This is a genomic window from Paraplanobispora siamensis (assembly GCF_016863175.1).
GTDB lineage: Bacteria > Actinomycetota > Actinomycetes > Streptosporangiales > Streptosporangiaceae > Planobispora > Planobispora siamensis.
Map to the genome: position 1 here is coordinate 50,511 of NZ_BOOJ01000055.1, position 18,302 is coordinate 68,812.

18 protein-coding genes and 1 pseudogene are annotated in these 18,302 nt (G+C 73.5%); 4 read left to right on the plus strand and 15 right to left on the minus strand.

What is annotated here, in order from left to right:
* Nucleotides 1–12 precede the first annotated feature (12 nt).
* The 5 genes from Psi01_RS31455 to Psi01_RS31475 form a co-directional block, all read right to left on the minus strand.
* Nucleotides 13–2,094, minus strand: a complete 2,082-nt coding sequence (locus Psi01_RS31455) for a bifunctional polysaccharide deacetylase/glycosyltransferase family 2 protein (RefSeq protein WP_204067759.1) — start codon at nucleotides 2,092–2,094, stop codon at nucleotides 13–15.
* A 281-nt stretch (nucleotides 2,095–2,375) separates the two neighbouring features.
* Entirely contained in the window at nucleotides 2,376–2,918 is a 543-nt protein-coding gene (locus tag Psi01_RS31460) for a hypothetical protein (protein ID WP_204067760.1), read from the minus strand.
* Nucleotides 2,919–3,002: 84 nt separating this feature from the next.
* Nucleotides 3,003–3,755 (minus strand): MBL fold metallo-hydrolase, encoded by a 753-nt coding sequence (locus Psi01_RS31465; RefSeq protein WP_204067761.1) that lies wholly within the window; start codon nucleotides 3,753–3,755, stop codon nucleotides 3,003–3,005.
* Between the two features lie 136 nt (nucleotides 3,756–3,891).
* Complete coding sequence (locus Psi01_RS31470; protein WP_204067762.1) at nucleotides 3,892–4,896, minus strand: GlxA family transcriptional regulator; 1,005 nt, start codon at nucleotides 4,894–4,896, stop codon at nucleotides 3,892–3,894.
* 81 nt (nucleotides 4,897–4,977) lie between these two features.
* A complete protein-coding gene (locus Psi01_RS31475) occupies nucleotides 4,978–5,154 on the minus strand; it encodes a PNPOx family protein (protein ID WP_204067763.1) in 177 nt (58 codons plus the stop codon).
* Nucleotides 5,155–5,366: 212 nt separating this feature from the next.
* Here Psi01_RS31475 and Psi01_RS31485 point away from each other — a divergent pair.
* The 3 genes and pseudogenes from Psi01_RS31485 to Psi01_RS31495 all read left to right on the plus strand — a co-directional run.
* A pseudogene (locus Psi01_RS31485) lies at nucleotides 5,367–5,513 on the plus strand (iron chelate uptake ABC transporter family permease subunit); the annotation flags it as partial.
* A 104-nt stretch (nucleotides 5,514–5,617) separates the two neighbouring features.
* Nucleotides 5,618–6,334: an expansin EXLX1 family cellulose-binding protein gene (locus tag Psi01_RS31490; protein WP_204067764.1), complete on the plus strand. Its 717-nt coding sequence runs from the start codon at nucleotides 5,618–5,620 to the stop codon at nucleotides 6,332–6,334.
* Nucleotides 6,335–6,452: 118 nt separating this feature from the next.
* Complete coding sequence (locus Psi01_RS31495; protein WP_204067765.1) at nucleotides 6,453–6,866, plus strand: SRPBCC family protein; 414 nt, start codon at nucleotides 6,453–6,455, stop codon at nucleotides 6,864–6,866.
* Between the two features lie 156 nt (nucleotides 6,867–7,022).
* On the opposite strand, the gene tuf is transcribed toward Psi01_RS31495, so the two are convergent.
* Nucleotides 7,023–8,189, minus strand: coding sequence for an elongation factor Tu (tuf, locus tag Psi01_RS31500; RefSeq protein WP_204067766.1), 1,167 nt, complete (start codon nucleotides 8,187–8,189; stop codon nucleotides 7,023–7,025).
* 257 nt (nucleotides 8,190–8,446) lie between these two features.
* The gene (locus Psi01_RS31505; RefSeq protein WP_204067767.1) at nucleotides 8,447–9,268 is read right to left on the minus strand and encodes a thioesterase family protein; all 822 of its coding nucleotides are present in this window, start codon (nucleotides 9,266–9,268) and stop codon (nucleotides 8,447–8,449) included.
* 93 nt (nucleotides 9,269–9,361) lie between these two features.
* Here Psi01_RS31505 and Psi01_RS31510 point away from each other — a divergent pair, with 93 nt between their 5' ends.
* Nucleotides 9,362–9,946, plus strand: coding sequence for a TetR/AcrR family transcriptional regulator (locus tag Psi01_RS31510; RefSeq protein WP_204067768.1), 585 nt, complete (start codon nucleotides 9,362–9,364; stop codon nucleotides 9,944–9,946).
* 40 nt (nucleotides 9,947–9,986) lie between these two features.
* On the opposite strand, the gene Psi01_RS31515 is transcribed toward Psi01_RS31510, so the two are convergent.
* The 8 genes from Psi01_RS31515 to Psi01_RS31550 form a co-directional block, all read right to left on the minus strand.
* Nucleotides 9,987–11,624, minus strand: coding sequence for an ABC transporter permease (locus Psi01_RS31515; RefSeq protein ID WP_204067769.1), 1,638 nt, complete (start codon nucleotides 11,622–11,624; stop codon nucleotides 9,987–9,989).
* Nucleotides 11,621–12,526, minus strand: a complete 906-nt coding sequence (locus Psi01_RS31520) for an ABC transporter ATP-binding protein (RefSeq protein WP_204067770.1) — start codon at nucleotides 12,524–12,526, stop codon at nucleotides 11,621–11,623. The genes Psi01_RS31515 and Psi01_RS31520 overlap by 4 nt, the downstream gene beginning before the upstream one ends.
* Nucleotides 12,519–13,178: a TetR/AcrR family transcriptional regulator gene (locus Psi01_RS44225; protein WP_275424618.1), complete on the minus strand. Its 660-nt coding sequence runs from the start codon at nucleotides 13,176–13,178 to the stop codon at nucleotides 12,519–12,521. The genes Psi01_RS31520 and Psi01_RS44225 overlap by 8 nt, the downstream gene beginning before the upstream one ends.
* A 115-nt stretch (nucleotides 13,179–13,293) precedes the next feature.
* Nucleotides 13,294–14,616 carry a Na+/H+ antiporter NhaA gene (nhaA, locus tag Psi01_RS31530; RefSeq protein ID WP_204067772.1) on the minus strand — a complete coding sequence of 441 codons (1,323 nt, stop codon included), beginning with the start codon at nucleotides 14,614–14,616 and terminating at the stop codon, nucleotides 13,294–13,296.
* Nucleotides 14,617–14,779: 163 nt separating this feature from the next.
* On the minus strand, nucleotides 14,780–15,439 hold the full coding sequence (locus Psi01_RS31535; protein WP_204067773.1) for a response regulator: 660 nt from the start codon (nucleotides 15,437–15,439) through the stop codon (nucleotides 14,780–14,782).
* 56 nt (nucleotides 15,440–15,495) lie between these two features.
* Nucleotides 15,496–16,659: a sensor histidine kinase gene (locus tag Psi01_RS31540; RefSeq protein ID WP_204067774.1), complete on the minus strand. Its 1,164-nt coding sequence runs from the start codon at nucleotides 16,657–16,659 to the stop codon at nucleotides 15,496–15,498.
* A gap of 3 nt (nucleotides 16,660–16,662) precedes the next feature.
* Nucleotides 16,663–17,358: an ABC transporter permease gene (locus Psi01_RS31545; RefSeq protein WP_239128163.1), complete on the minus strand. Its 696-nt coding sequence runs from the start codon at nucleotides 17,356–17,358 to the stop codon at nucleotides 16,663–16,665.
* Nucleotides 17,359–17,371: 13 nt separating this feature from the next.
* A complete protein-coding gene (locus Psi01_RS31550; RefSeq protein WP_204067775.1) occupies nucleotides 17,372–18,274 on the minus strand; it encodes an ABC transporter ATP-binding protein in 903 nt (300 codons plus the stop codon).
* Between the last annotated feature and the right edge of the window lie 28 nt (nucleotides 18,275–18,302).

The window sequence follows — 18,302 nt, forward strand, 5'->3', positions numbered from 1 at the left end:
GCCGCGACGCGATCAGGCGGCGAAGACGCCCTCCCGGCGGATCGTCTGCCAGGGCAGGCGCGCCCCGAGCACGGCGGTCGCCACCGACTGGATGACCACCAGATACATGAGCTGCCGGTAGAACAGCTGCTGCAGGGGCAGCGCCCACAGCACCGAGGCCGGTTCGCGGTCCAGCCGCAGCGCGTACCAGCCGCCGAGCGCCTGGAGCAGCCCGATGCCCGCCCAGACGGCGACCGCCGGCAGCGGGTCGCCCGTCACCGCGCCGTAGACGGCCATGACGTCCACGACCGGCGCGAGCAGCGGCAGCGCCACGTGGAACAGGGCCAGATAGCCCAGGCACCGGCGGCCGAACGGCCCCGGCTCCACGATCGCGCGGCGGTGTTTCCACATGGACTGCAGCGTGCCGTAGCACCACCGGTAGCGCTGACGCCACATCTGCCCGAGCGAGGCCGGCGCCTCGGTCCAGGCGATCGCGTCCTCGGCGTAGACCACCCGCCAGCCGCCCCGGCACAGGGCCATGGTCAGGTCGGTGTCCTCGGCCAGGGTGTCACCGCTCAGTCCTCCGGCCGCCCGCAGCGCCGAGCGCCGGAAGGCGCCGACCGCCCCCGGCACGGTCGGCATGCACGCCAGCAGGTCGAAGGCGCGGCGGTCGAGGTTGAAGCCGATGACGTACTCGATGTGCTGCCAGCGCCCGATCATGCCGCCCCGGTTGCCCACCTTGGTGTTGCCGCTGACCGCGCCCACGGCCGGGTCGGCCATCGGCCGGACGAGGTTGCCGACGGTGGCGGGCTCGAAGACCGTGTCACCGTCCACCATGACGATGATCTCGTACGAGGCGTGCGCGACACCGGTGTTCAGCGCGGCGGCCTTGCCCCCGTTGCGCCGCCGGATCATCCGCACCCCCGGCAGGCCGAGCGCGGAGACGACGGCGGCGGTGCCGTCGTCGGAGCCGTCGTCGACGACGATGACCTCCAGCGCTCCGGGATAGTCGGCGGCCACCAGTGAGCGCACGGTGGCCTCGATCCCGGCCTCCTCGTTGTAGGCGGGGACGATCACGGTGACGCCGGGCGGTACGGCGTGCGCCGGGTCACGCCGGACGTCTCCCGTACGGCCCCGCACGCGGCGGGTGTGCACCCGGGCCAGGACGAGGAAGACCACCAGCCGCAGCAGGGTGAGCGCCGCGGCGACGGCCATGATCCACGACATCGCCGAGGTGAAGACGGCGGCCGCGCGCTGGAGGAGGATCAGCCCTGAGCCGACGAAGCGGTCCGTGTGCCCGGCCGGAGTATGGGCCCCTGGCACGCCGAGCGCCGAGGTGAGCGTCGTCACCCGGTATCCGCGCCCGGCGAGCCGGGTGAGCAGCAGGTCCACCTCCTCGACCGTCTGCCCGGGGTCGTCTCCGGAACCGCGCATCATGACCACCGCGCTCCTGCGCGAGGCGGCCAGCCGGGCGATCCGCCCGGTTCCCAGCTCGGCCGGGTCCGTGGCGTCCAGGTCGCCGAGCGCGAGGAGATAGCCCTGCGCGCTCATCGAGCGCAGCGCCTCCAGCTCGGCGCCGGTGAGGGCGGGCGGCGCGGAGGAGTACGGCGGGCGCGCCAGGCGGGTGTGCACGCCCGCGGCGCCGGCCAGCGCCTTCTGGGTCAGCGACAGCTCCAGCCGGAGCCGCCAGGCGGGCGCGGCGGCGAGGTCGGCGTGCACGTAGGTGTGGTTGCCGATCTCGTGCCCCTCGGCGACGATCCGCCGGGCCAGCTCGGGATGCTCGGCGATCCTGGCGCCGACGGCGAAGAAGGTCGCCTTGGCGCCGTGCTCGGCGAGCGCGTCGAGGATCCGCGGCGTCCACCGGGGATCCGGGCCGTCCTCGAAGGTGAGCGCCACCGTCCGGGCCGGGAGCCGGGCGCCGGTCCACGCGCGGCCGGCCGGGCCGAGCACGGGTCCGCCGCGCCGTACCCGCTCGAGCTCGGCGGCGGCCGCGCCGGACGGCGGTCCGGCGGCGGCCCGGCCCGGCGGCGGCTGGACGGCGAGCGCCCCGCCCGCCCCGCCGGCCACGTCGGCGACGTAGGCGTTGAGCAGCAACGCCCCCGCCGTCAGGACCATGACGGCCGCGACCAGGAACCAGTGCCCCCGCGGATCGGCCTGCCGCCGACGCCGCCGCCGACCGGTGGACCGCCTCCCGTCCCTGCGCCCCGCCGTACGGCCCGACCTGGGAGGTTGACCGTTCCCTTCCCCGCGCCCCGCCGTACGGCCCCGCCCAGGCGACAGGCCATCGCCCTCACGCCCCGCCGTACGGCCCGGCCTGGACGGTGGGACGGCGACATGCCTCCTCAGGTCGTCCGAGCCCGGCGGCAACGGCCGCGGCCGCGGTCTTTCGCGCCGGGTCACTCTCCTGTCCCGACGTCCGTGCCGATGTCCTGGGCGTCCTGGCCGGGCATGGTCCCCTCCGATGACCCGGCGAGCTCCCGGCCGGGTCCGTCCGTGCCGGTCAGCTGCTCCTCCGGCTCCGGGGAGGAGGACTCCGGCTCGGCCGGGGAGGTCCGCCCGGATGACGGGGACGGCCGGTCGGAGCGCTCCCGCGAGGCCGTCGCCCCGGGCCGGGGGGAGGCCGGGGCCTGCGGGGTGCGGGAGGCCGCGCGGGCCGGGCGTTCCCCGGTGGGCGTCTGCGCGGCGTCGGGGCCGGGGGTGCGCTGCGCCGTCCGCGTGGGCCCGTCCTGAGCGGGGCGGGCGGTGGGCCGCGTGGGGGAATCCTCGGGCCAGCCGGCCTCCGGGAGCGGAGTCGGTGCGAACAACCCGGCCACCATGGTCACCGCCAGGGCGAACCCCAGCGTGCCGACGACGCCTCCCGCCGCTCTCAGAAGCCGCCTGCGCCGTCCGGTCCCGTCGACGAACACGGCGGCGCCGGTGGGCGGATACCTATCGTTCACGGGCGGAGAGCGTAGTGACGCCCGGCGACAATCCTGCTCAGAGGGTCTCATCCCGGGCGAGAGCGGCGTTCACCGCGGGACGGCTCAGTCGAGGATCTCGGGGACGCCGGGGGTGAGCCAGTGGAGGCGCTCGGCGAGTCCCGCGGCGGCGAAGGACGCGGTGACCTGCTCGCGGTCCTCGGTGAAGTGCTCCCAGGAGGCGTAGTGGATCGGGCAGACCCTGCGGGCCCCCAGTGAGCGGGTGAGCGCCGCGCCCTGCGCGCCGTCCATGCAGATCAGCTCGCCGCCGCCGAAGTTCTCGATGCGCGGGGCCCCCAGGTGCAGCAGCGCGGTGCCGATGGCGAACCGGCGGCCGATCTCGTCGAGTTCGTCGAAGTAGACGGTGTCGCCGGAGATGTAGAGGGCCTCGTCGTCGCCGGGTTCCTCGACGACGAAGCCGGTGACGTCCCCGAAGGGGCCGTGCACGCCGGGGGTGCCGGTGACCCGCAGGGTCGTGCCGCCGACGGTCAGCTCGCGGGTGGTCCACGGCTCCAGGCCGACGGCGCCGCGGCCCAGGCGCCCGGCGCCGCTGACGGTGGTCAGCACCGGACGTCCGTCGAGCAGCGTGCGGCCGATGGTGTCCAGGTTGTCGTAGTGCTCGTCATGGCTCAGCAGGACGGCGTCGACCGGCGGCAGGTCGCCGGCCTCGATCGCCGGGCCCGCGGTGCTGCGCAGCACGACGGGACCGTAGTCGAACTCGGCCGGGGCGGGGTCGAAGACGGGATCGGTGAGCAGGCGCAGCCCGCCGATCTCCAGCAGGACGGTCGCGGTGCCGATGTGCGTGACGGTGATCTTCATGTCGCTCTCTTTCGCGTGTCGTTGTTCTGCGGGGGCGCGCGTGCCGTGCCGGGACGCGCGGGATCGACCGGCGCCGCGGACGCGGCCCGGTTACGGGAGGGGTGGGGGTACGGCCGGCGGATCGGCCAGCCGCGGATCAGCCGGGGACGGTGGTCCGGAACCTGCTGCGGTACTCGCCGGGCGTGGTGCCCAGCCGGTCGCGGAAGACCCGGTGCAGGGTCTCCACCGAACGGAACCCGCACGCCCTGGCGATGTCGGACGGCAGGCGGCCGGTGCGCTCCAGCAGCCGACGCGCGGCCTCCAGCCGCATGCTCTCGACGAACGCGCCCGGCGTGCTGCCGGTCTCGGCGTGGAAGACCCGGGCGAAGGTCCGCTCGCTCATCGCCGTCCGCGCCGCCAGGGCGGGCACCGACAGGTCGGCGTCCAGATGCTCGCCGATCCACAGCCGCAGGTCGCGGATGTCGTCGCGGCCGCCGGGCCGCTGCGCCAGCGGCACGCTGAACTGGCTCTGCCCGCCCGGTCGCTGCAGGTACATGACCATCGCGCGGGCGACGTCGAGGGCGACCTGGTCACCGTGGTCCTCGGCGACCAGAGCGAGTGCCAGGTCCATCGAGGAGGTGATGCCGGCGCTGGTCCACATCCGGCCCGAGCGCACGAAGATCGGATCGGACTCGACCCGGATCTCGGGGTGGTCGGCGGCGAGCCGTCCGACGGTCGCCCAGTGCGTGGTGGCGCGGTGCCCGTCCAGCAGCCCGGCGGCCGCGGTGATGTGCGCGCCCGCGCACACCGACGCCACCCGGCCGGCTGCGGGGCCCACCTCGCTCAGCCAGGCCACCACGCCCGGGTCGATCTGCGGGACCGGGCCTCCCGGGCCGATCAGCATCCGCCCCGGCACCAGCAGCGTGTCGATCGCCTGGCGCTGCTCGGCGAAGACCTCCTCCACGCAGAGCCGTACCCCCGAGAAGGTCGGCACCGGGCCGCGCCGCTCACCGGCCAGGCGCACCTCGTAACCGGGGCGCCGCCCGCCCAGGAACTGGCCGGCCATCGCGAAGACCTCGGCCGGGCCGGTCACGTCCAGCGTGTCGACTCCGGGGAACATCGCGATCACGACGACGTGGGGCGGGGTGGGGCAGGCGCTCATGTCTCAACTATCCGGGCGGGCGCCGACTGTCGGCAATGACAGGTTATTGCAAGATCCTGCCATGATCGTCAGTACCCGCCGTCAGTACTGGTTCGTCTCGGCGTCCCGGGCCAGTCCCTCGTCGATCGCCTCGGTGGACACCCCCGCCAGGCCCAGGTGGTCCTTGGCGATCCGCCCGAGCGTGGGCAGGCTCGCGCGGTCCGGCCAGGTCCCGGGATCCCACAGCGACGAGCGCAGGAACGCCTTCGCGCAGTGCATGTACAGCTCCTCGACCTCGACGAGGACCGCCAGCCGCGGCCCTGTTCGTGTACACCGTCGGTTCCCTCGGGCGCGGCGGGGCCACGCAACTCAAACTCGCGCTCTCCGGGGCCGCCACCTCGGCGGCCTTCGCGTCCATCGTCAGCGCCGTCGTCCTGCCCCGCAACGGCATCGCCGGAAGCTTCCGGCTGTGGCAGATCGGCGGGGTCGGCGGCGCTCTCCTGGTCCCCGTCGCCGACTTCGCCGGCCAGTTCGCGTTCGACACCCGCTATCCGGTCGGCGTCGTCACCGGCGTCCTCGGCGCGCCGTACCTCGTCTATCTGATCGCCCGCACCCACCGGGCCGGAGGCTCGATGTGACCGTACGGGGCCGCGGACCGGGCGTCCGGATATTTGGCGAGTTGTCCGGATGAGATAGATCGGCTCGGCTACTGTCACCTCCATCCCCCATGAGAGGACCCCCGATGCGACGCCTGACCGCCGTTCTCGCAGCCGTGCTCGCCGCGAGCCCGCTCCCGCCCGCCCAGGCCCTGGCGGTGTCCGCCCGGGACGGGGCGGACAGCGCGGCTTCGGAGACGGCCGGAGCCGGAGCGGTCAAGGGGAAGGCGACGTTCTACCGGCTGCGCTCCGGGAGCGGCAACTGCTCGTACCCCTCGAACCCGGCCGGTGACCTCTACGTCGCGCTCTCCCCCCGCGAGTACGCCGCCGCGGCGGCCTGCGGCGGCTACCTGAACGTCACCGGGCCCATGGGCAGCGTCCGGGTCAAGGTCGTCGACCAGTGCCCGGAGTGCCCGGCGGGGCACATCGACCTGAGCCGTACGGCCTTCGCCCGCATCGCGGACCCCGGCAAGGGCACGGTGGGGGTCACCTACCGCCCGGTCCGCGACCCGCGGGTCGGCGGGCCGCTCTCCTTCCGCGTCAAGGAGGGGTCGTCGCGGTGGTGGCTGGCCCTGCTGGTCGTCGACCACGGCAACCCGCTCGCCTCGGTCGAGGTGAGGCCGGCCGGGGGTGCGTGGCGCAAGCTGGTCAGGGCCGACTACAACTACTGGATCGCCGAGTCCGGCGTGGGCCGGGGCCCGTTCACCGTACGGGTCACCGACATCCGAGGCCACCGGGCCACGGCCCCGCGCGTCCGCCTGGCCCCCGGCGTCGTCCAGCGCACCGCCGTGAAGATGTACTGACGCGGGCGGGACTCCCGGCGCGGGCGGCATGGGTGCCCCGGAGCCGGGTAAGCAGGGTGGACATGACAGGAAGACACACGGCGGACGGCCGCGGGACCGCGACGGCCGGGTGGTCGTGATGGGCGGCAGGGAGCACCACGGGACGCGTGCGCTGGGCGCGCTCGCCGAGGTGGCGTTCGGCACGGCCAGCGACCTGACCCGGCTCGACCGCTGGCTCCCCGAGGGGATCTCGGCCGTCCCGGCCGACGGCGACGCCGTGACGGTCCGCTGGCGGGCCGGTGACCGGGAGGGCGAGACGCGCTGCACGGTCTCCGTCGTCCCGGAACGGCTGCGCCTCGAATGGCGGGCCGAGGGCCCGGCCGGCGCCTCGGGGTGGCTGGAGGTCGGCGAGAACGGCGCCGGCAGCTCCCGGGTCGAGGTATGCCTGCGGACCGCCGGAGGCGGACCGGGCGAGGAGACCGTGGACGAGCTTCTGGAACAGGCGCTGCGCAACCTCGACCGCGAGGTCGGCGAGAACTTCACGGCGGGCTGAGCCGGCCGCCGGGGAGACCGGACCGAGCCCGCGATCGGGAACACCGCGCTGAACCGGCCGCCGGGGACACCGGACCGAGCAGGCGGCCGCGGGGACACCGGGTCCGGCCGCGCGGGACGGGTGGGTCCGTCCCGCGCGGCCCGGGCGGCCGGGTGGTCAGTCGGCCACGGTGAGGACCGTGCCCGCGCCGACCGTGAGGCCGCCCTCGCGGATCGCGAAGCCGAGGCCGGGCTCGACCGCCACCGCCTTGCCCAGCTCCACCGAGACCTCCACGGTCTCGCCGGGCTGCGCGGGCGACGGCAGCGTCAGCTCACCCGGCACGTCGGTGGTGCGCAGGTAGAACTGCGGCCGGTACCCGGAGGCGACCGGCCGCCGCCGTCCGCCCTCCTCGGCGGTCAGGAGGTACAGCCGGGCGGTGAACGACCGGTGGGCCCGCTGGCTGAGCGGGGCCGCCAGCACCATGCCGCGCCGCACCTGCTCCCGCTTGACCCCGCGCAGCAGGACGGCGGCGTTGTCGCCCGCCTCGCCCCGCTCCATCGTCTTGCCGAACGTCTCCACCCCGGTGACCACCGCGGTGAACCCGTCGCCGAAGCCGACGACCTCGACGGAGTCGCCCACGCGTACGGTGCCCCGCTCGATCGCGCCGGTGACGACCGTGCCCCGGCCGGTCACCGTGAGCACGTTCTCCACCGGCATCAGGAAGGGCGCGTCCACGTACCTGACCGGCACGGGGATGTGCTCGTCGACCGTCCGGAGCAGCGCCTCGATCGACGCCGTCCACGCCGGGTCGCCCTCCAGCGCCCGCAGCCCGGACACCCGTACCATCGGCACGTCGCGGTAGCCGTGCTCGGTCAGCAGGTCGGCCAGCTCCAGCTCGACCAGGTCGGTCAGCTCCGGGTCGGCGCCGTCGGCCTTGTTGACCGCGACGACCAGGTGCTCGACGCCCACCCGCCGGGCGAGCAGCACGTGCTCCCTGGTCTGCGGCATGATGCCGTCCTGGGCCGACACGACGAGGATCGCGCCGTCGAGCTGCGCCGCCCCCGTGATCATGTTCTTCACGTAGTCGGCGTGGCCGGGCATGTCCACGTGCGCGTAGTGGCGGGTGGCGGTCTCGTACTCGACGTGCGAGATGTTGATCGTGATGCCCCGCAGGTGCTCCTCCGGGGTCCGGTCGATCCGCTCGAACGGCGTGTAGGTGGCCTGGCCCCGCTCGGCGAGCACCTTGGTGATCGCGGCGGTCAGCGTGGTCTTGCCGTGGTCGACGTGGCCCATCGTGCCGATGTTGAGGTGCGGCTTGTTGCGCACATAGGCCTGCTTGGCCATTGGTTCTCTTCCTTGGTCTGCCTGGATCCGTCGTGACCCGTCTCGGGCCGACAACCTCTCCCCGCCGGGTCACATCGGGACTTACGGGAAGAGGTCAGCGCTCCAGGCCGTCGCAGACACGCTCGAACACACCCGCGGCGGCGGGCGTCACGAGGCGAGCGTGCTGGAACATGGTGACCATAGTGGCCCGCTCAGCACCGGCGGGCAACGGATTATTCCCGGGCCTCCTCAGGGCCCGGGGCCGGTCGGTCCCCGGATCAGTCCTTGAAGTAGACCAGCTGGTGGCTGGAGGCCAGCAGGGTGCCGTCGCGGCCCCACAGGTGGGCGGTCTGGTCGAAGTAGCCGCGCGAGAAGCGGTTGGTGCGCGCGGTGCCCAGGACGTAGTCGTCGCCGTGGGCAGCGATCTCCGCGGCGTCGGCGTGGAAGTACACGGTCAGGGAGACGGTCCCGGCCGCCATGTACCGGCCGCGCCGCAGGAAGACCCGCGGATAGAAGACGTCGCACATCGACGCCAGGGCCGGGAAGTCCAGCGGGCGGGCCGGGGCGTCGCGCACCCACAGGGTCGTGGTCGAGTCGGGGTGCTCACCGGCGTCCTGGTCGGGCACGGCCCCCTCGACGAAGCGCATCTCGTAGTTGCGGGCCCAGGCGATGAAGTCCGGGAAGTCCTGCGCCGGGACGGCGTCCGGCGGCGGCACCGGCGGCATGCCGGCCTCGGTGTCCGACCACGTGTCGCGGTGGATGCCGAACACCGCGGTGGCGGTGGTCCTGACGGAGCCCTCCTGCGACAGCTCCAGCGTCCAGTGCTGGTTGGTGCGGTTGCTGCGCACGAGCCGCGCGGTGATGTCGAAGTCGCCGTCGGCGACGGGGGCGGCGTAGTTGACGGTGAGGGAGAGCGGATCGCCGAGCCGGTCGGGGTGCTGCTGGACGGCCCGCACCAGGGTGGCGGCGGTGATGCCTCCGAAGGGGCCGACCATGTTCGCGTACTCCGGCCTGGTCCGCGTCGTCGTACGGCCGTCGACCGCGGCGGGCAGGGCGATGGCCGCGTCGAACGGGTGCGGCGGAGCGTCGGTCTCGATCACGCTGTCTCCTCGGGGGCAGGAAGGGGATTTCCAGTGCATACCGGATCTATGTATGACAACATACATAGAAGCCGAGGTACCGGGAGCAGCGGGATGACCAGACGACAGGACGCGGCCGGTCCCCGGGCGGCGATGATCCGCAGTGCGATCAAGCTGATCCGTCAGCGCGGCGTCGCCGCGGTCTCGTTCGCGGACGTGCTGGCCGACAGCGGCGCGCCGCGCGGCTCGATCTACCACCACTTCCCGGACGGCAAGGCCCAGCTCGTCGAGGAGGCCACCCGCGGCGCCGCCGAGCACCTGAGCGCCGGGGTGACCCGGATCCTCGACGCCTCGGACACGCCCGGCGCCCTGCACGCGCTGGCCGACCTGTGGCGCCGCGGCCTGGAGGCCGGTGACTACGCCGTCGGCTGCCCGATCGTCGCGGCGGCCCTGGGCACCGAGCGATCCGCCCGCGACGTCGCCGGGGCGACGTTCGGGGCCTGGTGCGACCTGATCGCCGACAAGCTCGTCGCGGACGGAGCCGACCGGCGCAGGGCGCGCTCCGTGGCGGTGCTCGTCGTCGGCGGGCTGGAGGGCGCGCTCGTCCTCGCCCAGGCCCAGCGCAGCTCGGCCCCCCTCGACGCGGTGGTGGACGAGCTGAGCGCGCTGTGCCGGTCGGTGATCGACGCCGCCCCCTGAAAGGGCGGGCGCGCGACCAACGGGCGCCCGGCCCTCCCGGTCAGAGCGACAGATCCCTGCGGCGGAACAGCGCCAGCCCGGCCGCCGCCAGCGCCGCAGCCACCGCGGCCAGCGCCACGAGCGGCCCGGCGGTCATCTCGGCCGCCGGAAGCGCGGGCACATGGCTGAACGGCGACAGGTCCCGCACCGCCTGCGGCAGCCCGAACACGTCCCCGAGCAGCCCGAAGGCGATGCTCGCCACGAGCCCGGCCCACGCGAGCGGGACCGTCAGCCTCGGCAGAGTGCCGTAGACCAGCACGACGAAACCGGCCAGGGCCAGCGCGGCGGGCAGCTGCGCCAGTCCTGCGCCGACCAGCGGGCCCACGCCGGTGCCGCCGCCGACCGCGGCGTCGGCCAGGCCCATGCCCGCTCCCGCCGCCACCAGCAGCGCCGCCGCACCGCCCGCCGCACAGGCCAGGTGGGCGATCACCCACCGGACCCGGCCGACCGCGGTGGCCAGCACCGCCTCGGCGTGTCCGCCAGCCTCCTCCGAGCGCAGCCGCAGCAGCGCCTGGACGACGAAGCCTGCGGCCAGCACGCCGAAGACGTTCATCATCGCCGCGTACAGCGTGTTCACGAGGGGGGCGCCGCCTCCACCGGCGAGCTGGTCCAGGAGATCGGCGACCCCGGTGTTCCCGATGGCCGCCTCGTCGACGGCCGGGCCGAGCGTGCCGATCCCCGCACCGGCCAGCGCGCCGCCGGCCACCCAGCCCAGGGTCGCACCCCGGTTCAGCCGCCAGGCCAGCCCGATCGGGCTGAGCAGCGCCCGCGAACCGGACTCCGGTCCCGGCCGGTCGGGTATCAGGCCCGCCCCGAAGTCCCGGCGGTCGACCAGGGCGAAGGCGGCGGCCGTGCACGCGGCCAGCAGAGCGAGCGGCAGGGCGAGCACCCACCAGGCCTCCTCCCCGAACGGGCGCACATGCGTGCCCCAGCCGATGGGCGACACCCATGACGGCCACGCGCCGATCACCCGGATGCCGTCCGCGGCCCGCTCGCCGAGGGCGTCGCCGACGCCGCGGACCAGGAAGTCGACGCCGACCGCGGTCGCGGCGGCGGCGTTGGCGGCGCGGGAGCTCTGGAACAGCTGGGCGGTGAGCGCGGCCGCCCCGGCGAACGCCAGCCCGGTGGCGGCGCACGCGGCGCCGAACGCGAGCGAGCCGTCGAGCGGCATGCCCGCGCCCAGCAGCGTGCCGGCCAGCGCGGCGCCGAGCAGCACATCGGCCCCCGCGACCACGACAAGGGCGGAGGTGAGCCCGGCGTGCCTGCCCACGGACCCCGCCCCGACCATCTCGGCCCGGCCCGTCTCCTCGTTCTGCCGGGTGTGCCGGACCATCGCGAAGGTGCTCATGAGCGCGGCCAGCACCAGCAGGGAGATGAGGTTGCGGAAGTTCACCAGGGCGCCCAAGTCGGTGCCGACCGGTGTGCCGCGCATCAGCAGGACGGCGGGGCTGCTCCCGGCCCCCCGCAGCGCGGTCACCCGTCCGGCCTCGTCGGGGAACTCGTCGGCCACGGCCGCGGCCCCGGCCGCCGCCAGCACGACCGCGGCGACGATCCAGACCGGCAACTGGACGCGGTCACGCCGCAGGGCCAGCCGGATCAGCCTCCCGGTGCCCGCGTAAGCACTCGCCGGGGCGCTCACCGGGACGCCTCCTCCATGACCGCGTCGCCGTAGTGGCGCATGAACAGCTCCTCCAGCGTCGGCGGACGGCTGGTCAGCGAGCGGACCTCGAAGCCCGCCAGGTGACGCAGGACCTCGGGCAGCCGCTCGGAGTCCACGTCGAACCGGGCCCGCGCGCCCTCGTCCAGCAGGTCGTGGACGCCGGGCAGAGCGGCCAGCCCGATGATCGGCTCGACCGCCTCCACGGTGACCGAGGTCCTGGTCAGGTGCCGGAGCCCGGCCAGGGTGCCGGACTCGACGGTGACCCCGTCGCGGATGATGCTGACCGTGGAGCAGAGGGCCTCGACCTCGGAGAAGATGTGGCTGGACAGCAGCACGGTCGCGCCGCGGGCGCTCACCTCGCGGACGGTCTGCTGGAAGGCCGCCTCCATCAGCGGGTCCAGGCCGGAGGTGGGCTCGTCCAGGATGAACAGCTCCACCTCGGAGGCGAACGCGGCCACCAGCGCCACCTTCTGCCTGTTGCCCTTGGAGTAGGTACGGCAGCGCTTGGCGGGATCGAGCCGGAACCGCTCCAGCAGCTCCGCGCGGCGGGTCCCGTCCAGCCCTCCGCGCAGGTCGCCGAGCAGGTCGACGGCCTCGCCGCCCGTCAGGTTGGGCCACAGGCTCACATCGCCCGGCACGTAGGCCAGCCTGCGGTGGAGCCGTACGGCCTCGCGCCACGGATCGCCGCCCAGCAGCCGCACCTGCCCGGCCTCGGCCCGCAGCAGGCCCAGCAGGACCCGGATCGTGGTCGTCTTCCCGGCGCCGTTGGGCCCCAGGAAACCGTGCACCTCGCCGGTGCGGACGGTGAGGTCCAGGCCGTTCAGGGCCCGGGTGGTGCCGAACGTCTTGATCAGACCGGACACCGCTATGGCGTCAGTCATCGCGACTCTCCTCGGGAGGTCCGGACTCGGCCTCGTCGAGGGCGGCCAGGATGCGCTCCGCGTCCTCGCGGCCGAGCATGGGGTGTGAGTGGATGTCGATCAGCGCGCGGGCGAGCAGGCGGTCGCCTTCGGGGCTGAACACGTCGACGCCCATGGCCCGGGAGATGTGCTCGTGCAGGATCCCGACGGACAGGGCCATCGCCGTGCCGACGGCCGCGCGGGCCCTGGCGTCGACCCTGGGCGGATCGGGACGGTCCCGGTCGGCCTCGGTCAGCCACTCCTCGCTCAGCCGGGCGAGCTCGTCGAACAGGGCGGTCGCCGAGCCCTCGGCCAGGGCCCGCGCCATGTAGTGCCGATAGGGCCCCACCGCGGCCCGGGCGGCGATCACGGAGCCCAGCGCGCCGGAGGCGAGGCCGGCCCTGGTCTCGTCGTTGACCCGGCGGATCATCGTGAGCAGGTGCTCGTCGCACGCCTCGCGCAGACCCTGCTTGGACCCGAAGTGATGACGCACGAGACCGAGCGAGACCCCGGCGGTCTCGGCGATCCCGCGCAGGGTCGCCCCCTCGTATCCGCGCTCCCCGAAGTGCCGGATGGCCGCGTCCCTGATGCGCGCCCGAGCGGTGAGGTCCTCCGGATCCACTGGCGTCGCCACCGTCACATCCCTGTTCGTCCGTACAGCTAACTGTTCAAACGTACACCTGACTGCACGCTTGAACAGTCTGCTGGGCAGGGAAACTTCACAGCCCGATCGGGGAGCCCGCCGGTGGTTACCCGGCCTTGCCGGACCGGTCCTTCTCGTAGACGTCCGGCACGCCGTCGTTGTCGAGGTCGGCGGTCTCGATCTCGTGGATGCGGCGGTAGGCGCGGTCGCGCAGACGCAGGATCACCGCCGCCAGCAGCGCCGCGATCACCGAACCGGACAGCACCGCCACCTTGACGTACTCGCTGCGGTCGGCGCCGAAGGCCAGCTCGCCGATCAGCAGGGAGACGGTGAACCCGATCCCCGCCAGCACCGACAGCCCGACCATGTCGATCCAGGCCAGGTCCTCGTCCAGGTCGGCGCGGGTGAAGCGGGCCGTCAGCCAGGTCGCGACCAGGATCCCGAGCGGCTTGCCCACGACCAGTCCCGCCACGATCCCCACCACGACCGGGTCGCCGAAGGCCCCGAGCAGGCCGTCGAGGCCGCCCAGGGACACCCCCGCGGAGAAGAACGCGAACACCGGCACGGCCACCCCGGCCGACAGCGGGCGGAACCGGTGCTCGAAGTGCTCGGCCAGACCGGGCCCGGCCTCCGGGCCGCCGGCCTTCTCGCTGCGCAGCACCGGGACGGCGAAGCCCATCAGCACGCCGGCGACGGTGGCGTGCACGCCCGAGGCGTGCACCAGCGCCCAGACGGCGACGGCCAGCGGCAGCAGCAGCCACCACGACCGCACCCGGCGCTGGACCAGGACGGTGAAGGCCGCCAGCGGCACCAGCGCCGCCAGCAGCGGGACCGGAGCCAGATGATCGGTGTAGAACAGCGCGATGATGACGATGGCCACCAGGTCGTCGACCACGGCCAGGGTGAGCAGGAAGGTGCGCAGCGCCGTCGGCAGGAAGCGGCCGACGACCGCCAGCACCGCCAGGGCGAAGGCGATGTCGGTGGCGGTGGGGATCGCCCATCCCCGCCCCGCGCCCTGCACGCCCTGGACGATGAGCAGGTACAGCAGCGCCGGGACGATCACCCCGCCGAGCGCGGCCGCGATCGGGACCGCGGCCCGCCGTACGTCGCGAAGGTCACCGGCGACGAACTCCCGCTTGAGCTCCAGCCCGGCCACGAAGAAGAAGATCGCCAGCAGTCCGTCCGCGGCCCAGGTGGCCAGGGAGAGGTTCAGGTGCAGCGCCTCGGGCCCGAAGCGGACGGCGCGCAGCGCCTCGTAGGCGTCCGCCCACGGGGAGTTGGCCCAGATCATCGCCGCCATCGCACCGGCCAGCAGCAGGGCCCCGCCCACGGTCTCCTTGCGCAGGATGTCGGCGATGCGGCTGGCCTCGGCCCACGAGCCCCGGCCCAGCAGGGCGGGCGGGCGCGGCGGAGTGGAAGAAGAGGTCATGGGCGCTCCGGGTCTCCAAGGGCGGATCGGACGTCCCCTACCGGACTTCCCGGCAGGAATCAGACACTGCCGACCAGACTTCCCGGCACACCATCATTCACCCTATCGAACGCCCTCATACGCATAACACCCGGCCGGGGCGACCCGTCAGCCGTCGTCCTCGTCAGCCGTTGTCGACGGTGAGCAGGCCGCGGCGGAAGGCCACGGCGACGGCGGCCGCGCGGTCGTTGACGCCGAGCTTGGCGTAGATGTGCAGCACGTGGCTCTTGACCGTGGCCTCGCTGATGAACAGGCGGACGGCGACCTCGCGGTTGGTGGCGCCGTCGGCGATGAGGTGGAGGATCTCCAGCTCCCGGGCGCTCAGCGGGTCGGCGGGGGTGCGGACCTGGCCGAGCAGGCGGGTGGCGACCGACGGGGAGAGCACGGCCTCGCCGCGCGCCGCCGTACGGACCGCGCGCATGAGCTCGTCGCGGCCGGTGTCCTTCAGGAGGTAGCCGGTGGCCCCGGCCTCGATTGCCGGCAGGACGTCCCGGTCGGTGTCGTAGGTCGTCAGAACCAGGACGCGGGCCGCTATGCCCAGCCGGGCGAGCTCCTTGATGGCGGCGACGCCGTCCGTCCCGGGCATCCGCAGGTCCATGAGGATCACGTCCGGGTTCAGCGTCCGGGCGAGCTCGACGGCCCGGGCGCCGTCGGAGGCCTCACCGAGGACCTCGAAGTCCGGGTCGCCGGTGAACATGCCGCGGATGCCGTCGCGGACGATGGGGTGGTCGTCGGCGATCAGCAGCCGGATCGGGCTTCCGGGGGTCGCGGGGGTCTCAGCCATGAGCCACCGCCGGGACGCTCCCAGGGATCCGGTAAGTCACGGGGGTCCGGGAAGGCTCAGCCACGGGCCACCGCCGGGACGCTCGCGGAGATCGCGGTGCCCGTGCCGGGCTCGGACTCGATCTCCAGGGTGCCCGCCAGCCGGCTCACCCGCTTGCGCATCGCGGTCAGGCCGAACCCCCCGGCCTCGCGGACGCGCTCCGGGTCGAACCCGGCGCCGTCGTCGCGGACGTCAAGGGTGACCACGTCCTCCATGTACGACAGGGTCAGGCCGACCCGGGAGGCGCCGGCGTGCTTGGCGGCGTTGGCCAGAGCCTCCTGCGCCGTGCGCAGCAACGTCTCCTCGACCTCCGGATGCATGGGACGGACCGTACCAGTGACGGTGAAATCCGCACGCACCCCGTTGAGCTCGCCCCACCGGGCCACGACGTCCTCCAGCGCCTCGGGCAGCGGCGCCGCCTCCAGCTGGCCGGGGCCCACCGCGTGCACCGAGCGCCGGGCCTCGGCGAGGCTCTCCCGCGCCAGTCCTATCGCGTTGTCCACGTTGCGCCGCCAGTCCTCGGCCTGCTCGGCCGCCTGGAGCTGGGTGATGATGCCGGTCAGGCCCTGGGCGAGGGTGTCGTGGATCTCCGCCGCCATGCGCTGCCGCTCGTCCATCACGCCCGCCTCGCGGGCCTGGACCAGCAGCTGGGCCTGGAGTCCGGCGTTCTCCCGCATGGCCTCTTCGAGCCGCGCCACCATGCGCCTGCGCTCGTCGCTCCGCTCGGCGGTGACCTCGCCGACGAAGCTGAACAGGCTCACCCCCGCGACGATGGCGGCGGTGAAGAACAGATAGGTGAAGATCGCAGAAGGGGTGGGCTCGGGCAGTCCCCCGTTGTAGGCCACGACGCTGATCGCCGCCGTGGCGCCCACTCCGGCCAGCCGCCACTTCCCCTTCAGGTACTGCCAGGAGTAGAGATATCCGATGAAGCCGAAGAAGCTCGCGAACCACACCCCCTGCGTGCAGAGGGCTCCGATCAGGACCACCAGCCCGGCCACGTAGACCGGGCCCCGCGGCGCCAGCCACAGCCACGCGGCCGCGGCCGCGGACAGGGCGAGCGTGATCCACGGGTCGTCGCCGGTGAGCAGGGTGAGCACCGCGGAGATCACCAGCAGGACGTACGGCGCGGCCGCCATCTGGCGCTCCAGCAACCGTTCCCATCGGTCGAGCCGGCCGGTCATCCGTCACTCCCAGCGGAAGAACTTGGCCGCCGCGATGCTGACGACCAGGGCGTATCCGGCCAGCACACCCAGCAGCAGGGGGCTGGGGGCAGCACCCGCCCAGATCTCTCGCATGCTCTGCCCGAAAGCACCCAGAGGGGTGTACTCCCCGATGCGGGCCACCATAGCGGGCATCTGATCCTTGGGCTGCATGAGTCCGGCGAGGTAGGCCATCGGGAAGTACAGCAGGACCCCGATGCCGTTGGCGGCCCGGCCGTTGGGCGCCAGCGCCGCGATGAGCAGGCCGATCGCGAACAGGCTCGCCGTACCGAGGAGGAACACCAGCACGGCGGACAGCACCCCGGTGGGCAGGTGGGCGCCGAGGACGGTGCCGGCGACGGCCAGCAGCAGACCGCAGGCGGTCACCGCGAGGATGAGCTGCAGGATCAGCTGCACCACCAGCAGGTTGCCCGGCCGCACCGGGGTGGCCGACAACCGGCGCAGGATGCCCCGTTCGCGGTAGGTGGCCAGGGTGGTGGGCAGCAGGTAGAGGCCCACCATCCCCACGGCGATGGCCAGCGCCATCGGCAGCAGCACGGTGTCGCCCGGCTGGATCGAGCTGCCGAAGACCACCAGGATGAACAGCGGGATGAGCAGCGAGAACAGCGCCCCGGGCTCCCGGGTCAGCAGCTTGGTCTCGACGACGGCGAGCTTCATCATGATCTGAATTCCTTTACTCGAAGGACCGGCCGGTCAGGGCGGCGAAGGCGTCGTCCAGGGTGCGCTTGTCGATGCGGAGATCACTGACCAGGACGTGGTGGCGGGCCAGGTGCGCGGTGACCGCCGTGGCGAAGTCGCCCCGGCCGGTGACGACCACCCGGTTCCCCTCCCGGGACACCTCGATCACCTCGGGCAGGTCCTCCAGACCGGCCACGCCGCTCGCGTCCCCGGCCATCAGCGTGAACCGCATCCGGTGCTCGCCGCCGACCAGTCCGGCCGGGGTGTCGACCGCCACGACCTTGCCGCGGTTGAAGACGGCCACGCGGTCGCACAGCTCCTCCACCTCGTCCATGAAGTGGCTGACCAGCACCACCGTCACACCGCTCGCCCGGACCCGCTTGACCAGCTCCCAGGTGGTACGGCGGGCCTGCGGGTCCAGGCCCGTGGTCAGCTCGTCCAGGAAGGCCACCTTCGGGTTGCCGACCAGCGCCAGCGCGATGAACAGCCGCTGCTTCTGGCCGCCGGACAGCTTGCCGAAGCGGGCGTTGCGCTTGTCGGCGAGCCCCCACTCCTCCAGCAGCTCCCGCCAGTCGCGCGGATCGGCGTAGAAGGAGGCGTACAGGTCGAGGGCCTCCCACACCTTGATGGTCTCCGGCAGCTGGGTCTGCTGGAGCTGCACCCCGATCAGCTCTCGCACCTTGCGCGCGTCCTTGACCGGGTCGAGCCCGAAGATCCTGATCGACCCGCTGTCGGGCCGGCGCAGGCCCTCCACGCACTCCACGGTGGTTGTCTTGCCGGTGCCGTTGGGCCCGAGGATGCCGAAGATCTCGCCCTCCTCCACGGAGAACGACACCCCGTCCAGAACGTTCAGGTCCGCGTAGCTCTTGCGGAGGTCTGTGACTTCGATGACTGCCATGGCTCAAGCTTCTTCCGCCTGCGCCCGG

Bases quoted from the DNA above. Each gene is read 5' to 3' on its own strand.
- Psi01_RS31455 (WP_204067759.1), bottom strand. From the start codon at position 2,094: ATGGTCCTGACGGCGGGGGCGTTGCTGCTCAACGCCTACGTCGCCGAC.
- Psi01_RS31465 (WP_204067761.1), bottom strand. From the start codon at position 3,755: ATGAAGATCACCGTCACGCACATCGGCACCGCGACCGTCCTGCTGGAG.
- Psi01_RS31470 (WP_204067762.1), bottom strand. From the start codon at position 4,896: ATGAGCGCCTGCCCCACCCCGCCCCACGTCGTCGTGATCGCGATGTTC.
- Psi01_RS31475 (WP_204067763.1), bottom strand. From the start codon at position 5,154: ATGCACTGCGCGAAGGCGTTCCTGCGCTCGTCGCTGTGGGATCCCGGG.
- Psi01_RS31490 (WP_204067764.1), top strand. From the start codon at position 5,618: ATGCGACGCCTGACCGCCGTTCTCGCAGCCGTGCTCGCCGCGAGCCCG.
- Psi01_RS31495 (WP_204067765.1), top strand. From the start codon at position 6,453: ATGGGCGGCAGGGAGCACCACGGGACGCGTGCGCTGGGCGCGCTCGCC.
- tuf (WP_204067766.1), bottom strand. From the start codon at position 8,189: ATGGCCAAGCAGGCCTATGTGCGCAACAAGCCGCACCTCAACATCGGC.
- Psi01_RS31510 (WP_204067768.1), top strand. From the start codon at position 9,362: ATGACCAGACGACAGGACGCGGCCGGTCCCCGGGCGGCGATGATCCGC.
- Psi01_RS31520 (WP_204067770.1), bottom strand. From the start codon at position 12,526: ATGACTGACGCCATAGCGGTGTCCGGTCTGATCAAGACGTTCGGCACC.
- nhaA (WP_204067772.1), bottom strand. From the start codon at position 14,616: ATGACCTCTTCTTCCACTCCGCCGCGCCCGCCCGCCCTGCTGGGCCGG.
- Psi01_RS31535 (WP_204067773.1), bottom strand. From the start codon at position 15,439: ATGGCTGAGACCCCCGCGACCCCCGGAAGCCCGATCCGGCTGCTGATC.
- Psi01_RS31540 (WP_204067774.1), bottom strand. From the start codon at position 16,659: ATGACCGGCCGGCTCGACCGATGGGAACGGTTGCTGGAGCGCCAGATG.
- Psi01_RS31545 (WP_239128163.1), bottom strand. From the start codon at position 17,358: ATGATGAAGCTCGCCGTCGTCGAGACCAAGCTGCTGACCCGGGAGCCC.
- Psi01_RS31550 (WP_204067775.1), bottom strand. From the start codon at position 18,274: ATGGCAGTCATCGAAGTCACAGACCTCCGCAAGAGCTACGCGGACCTG.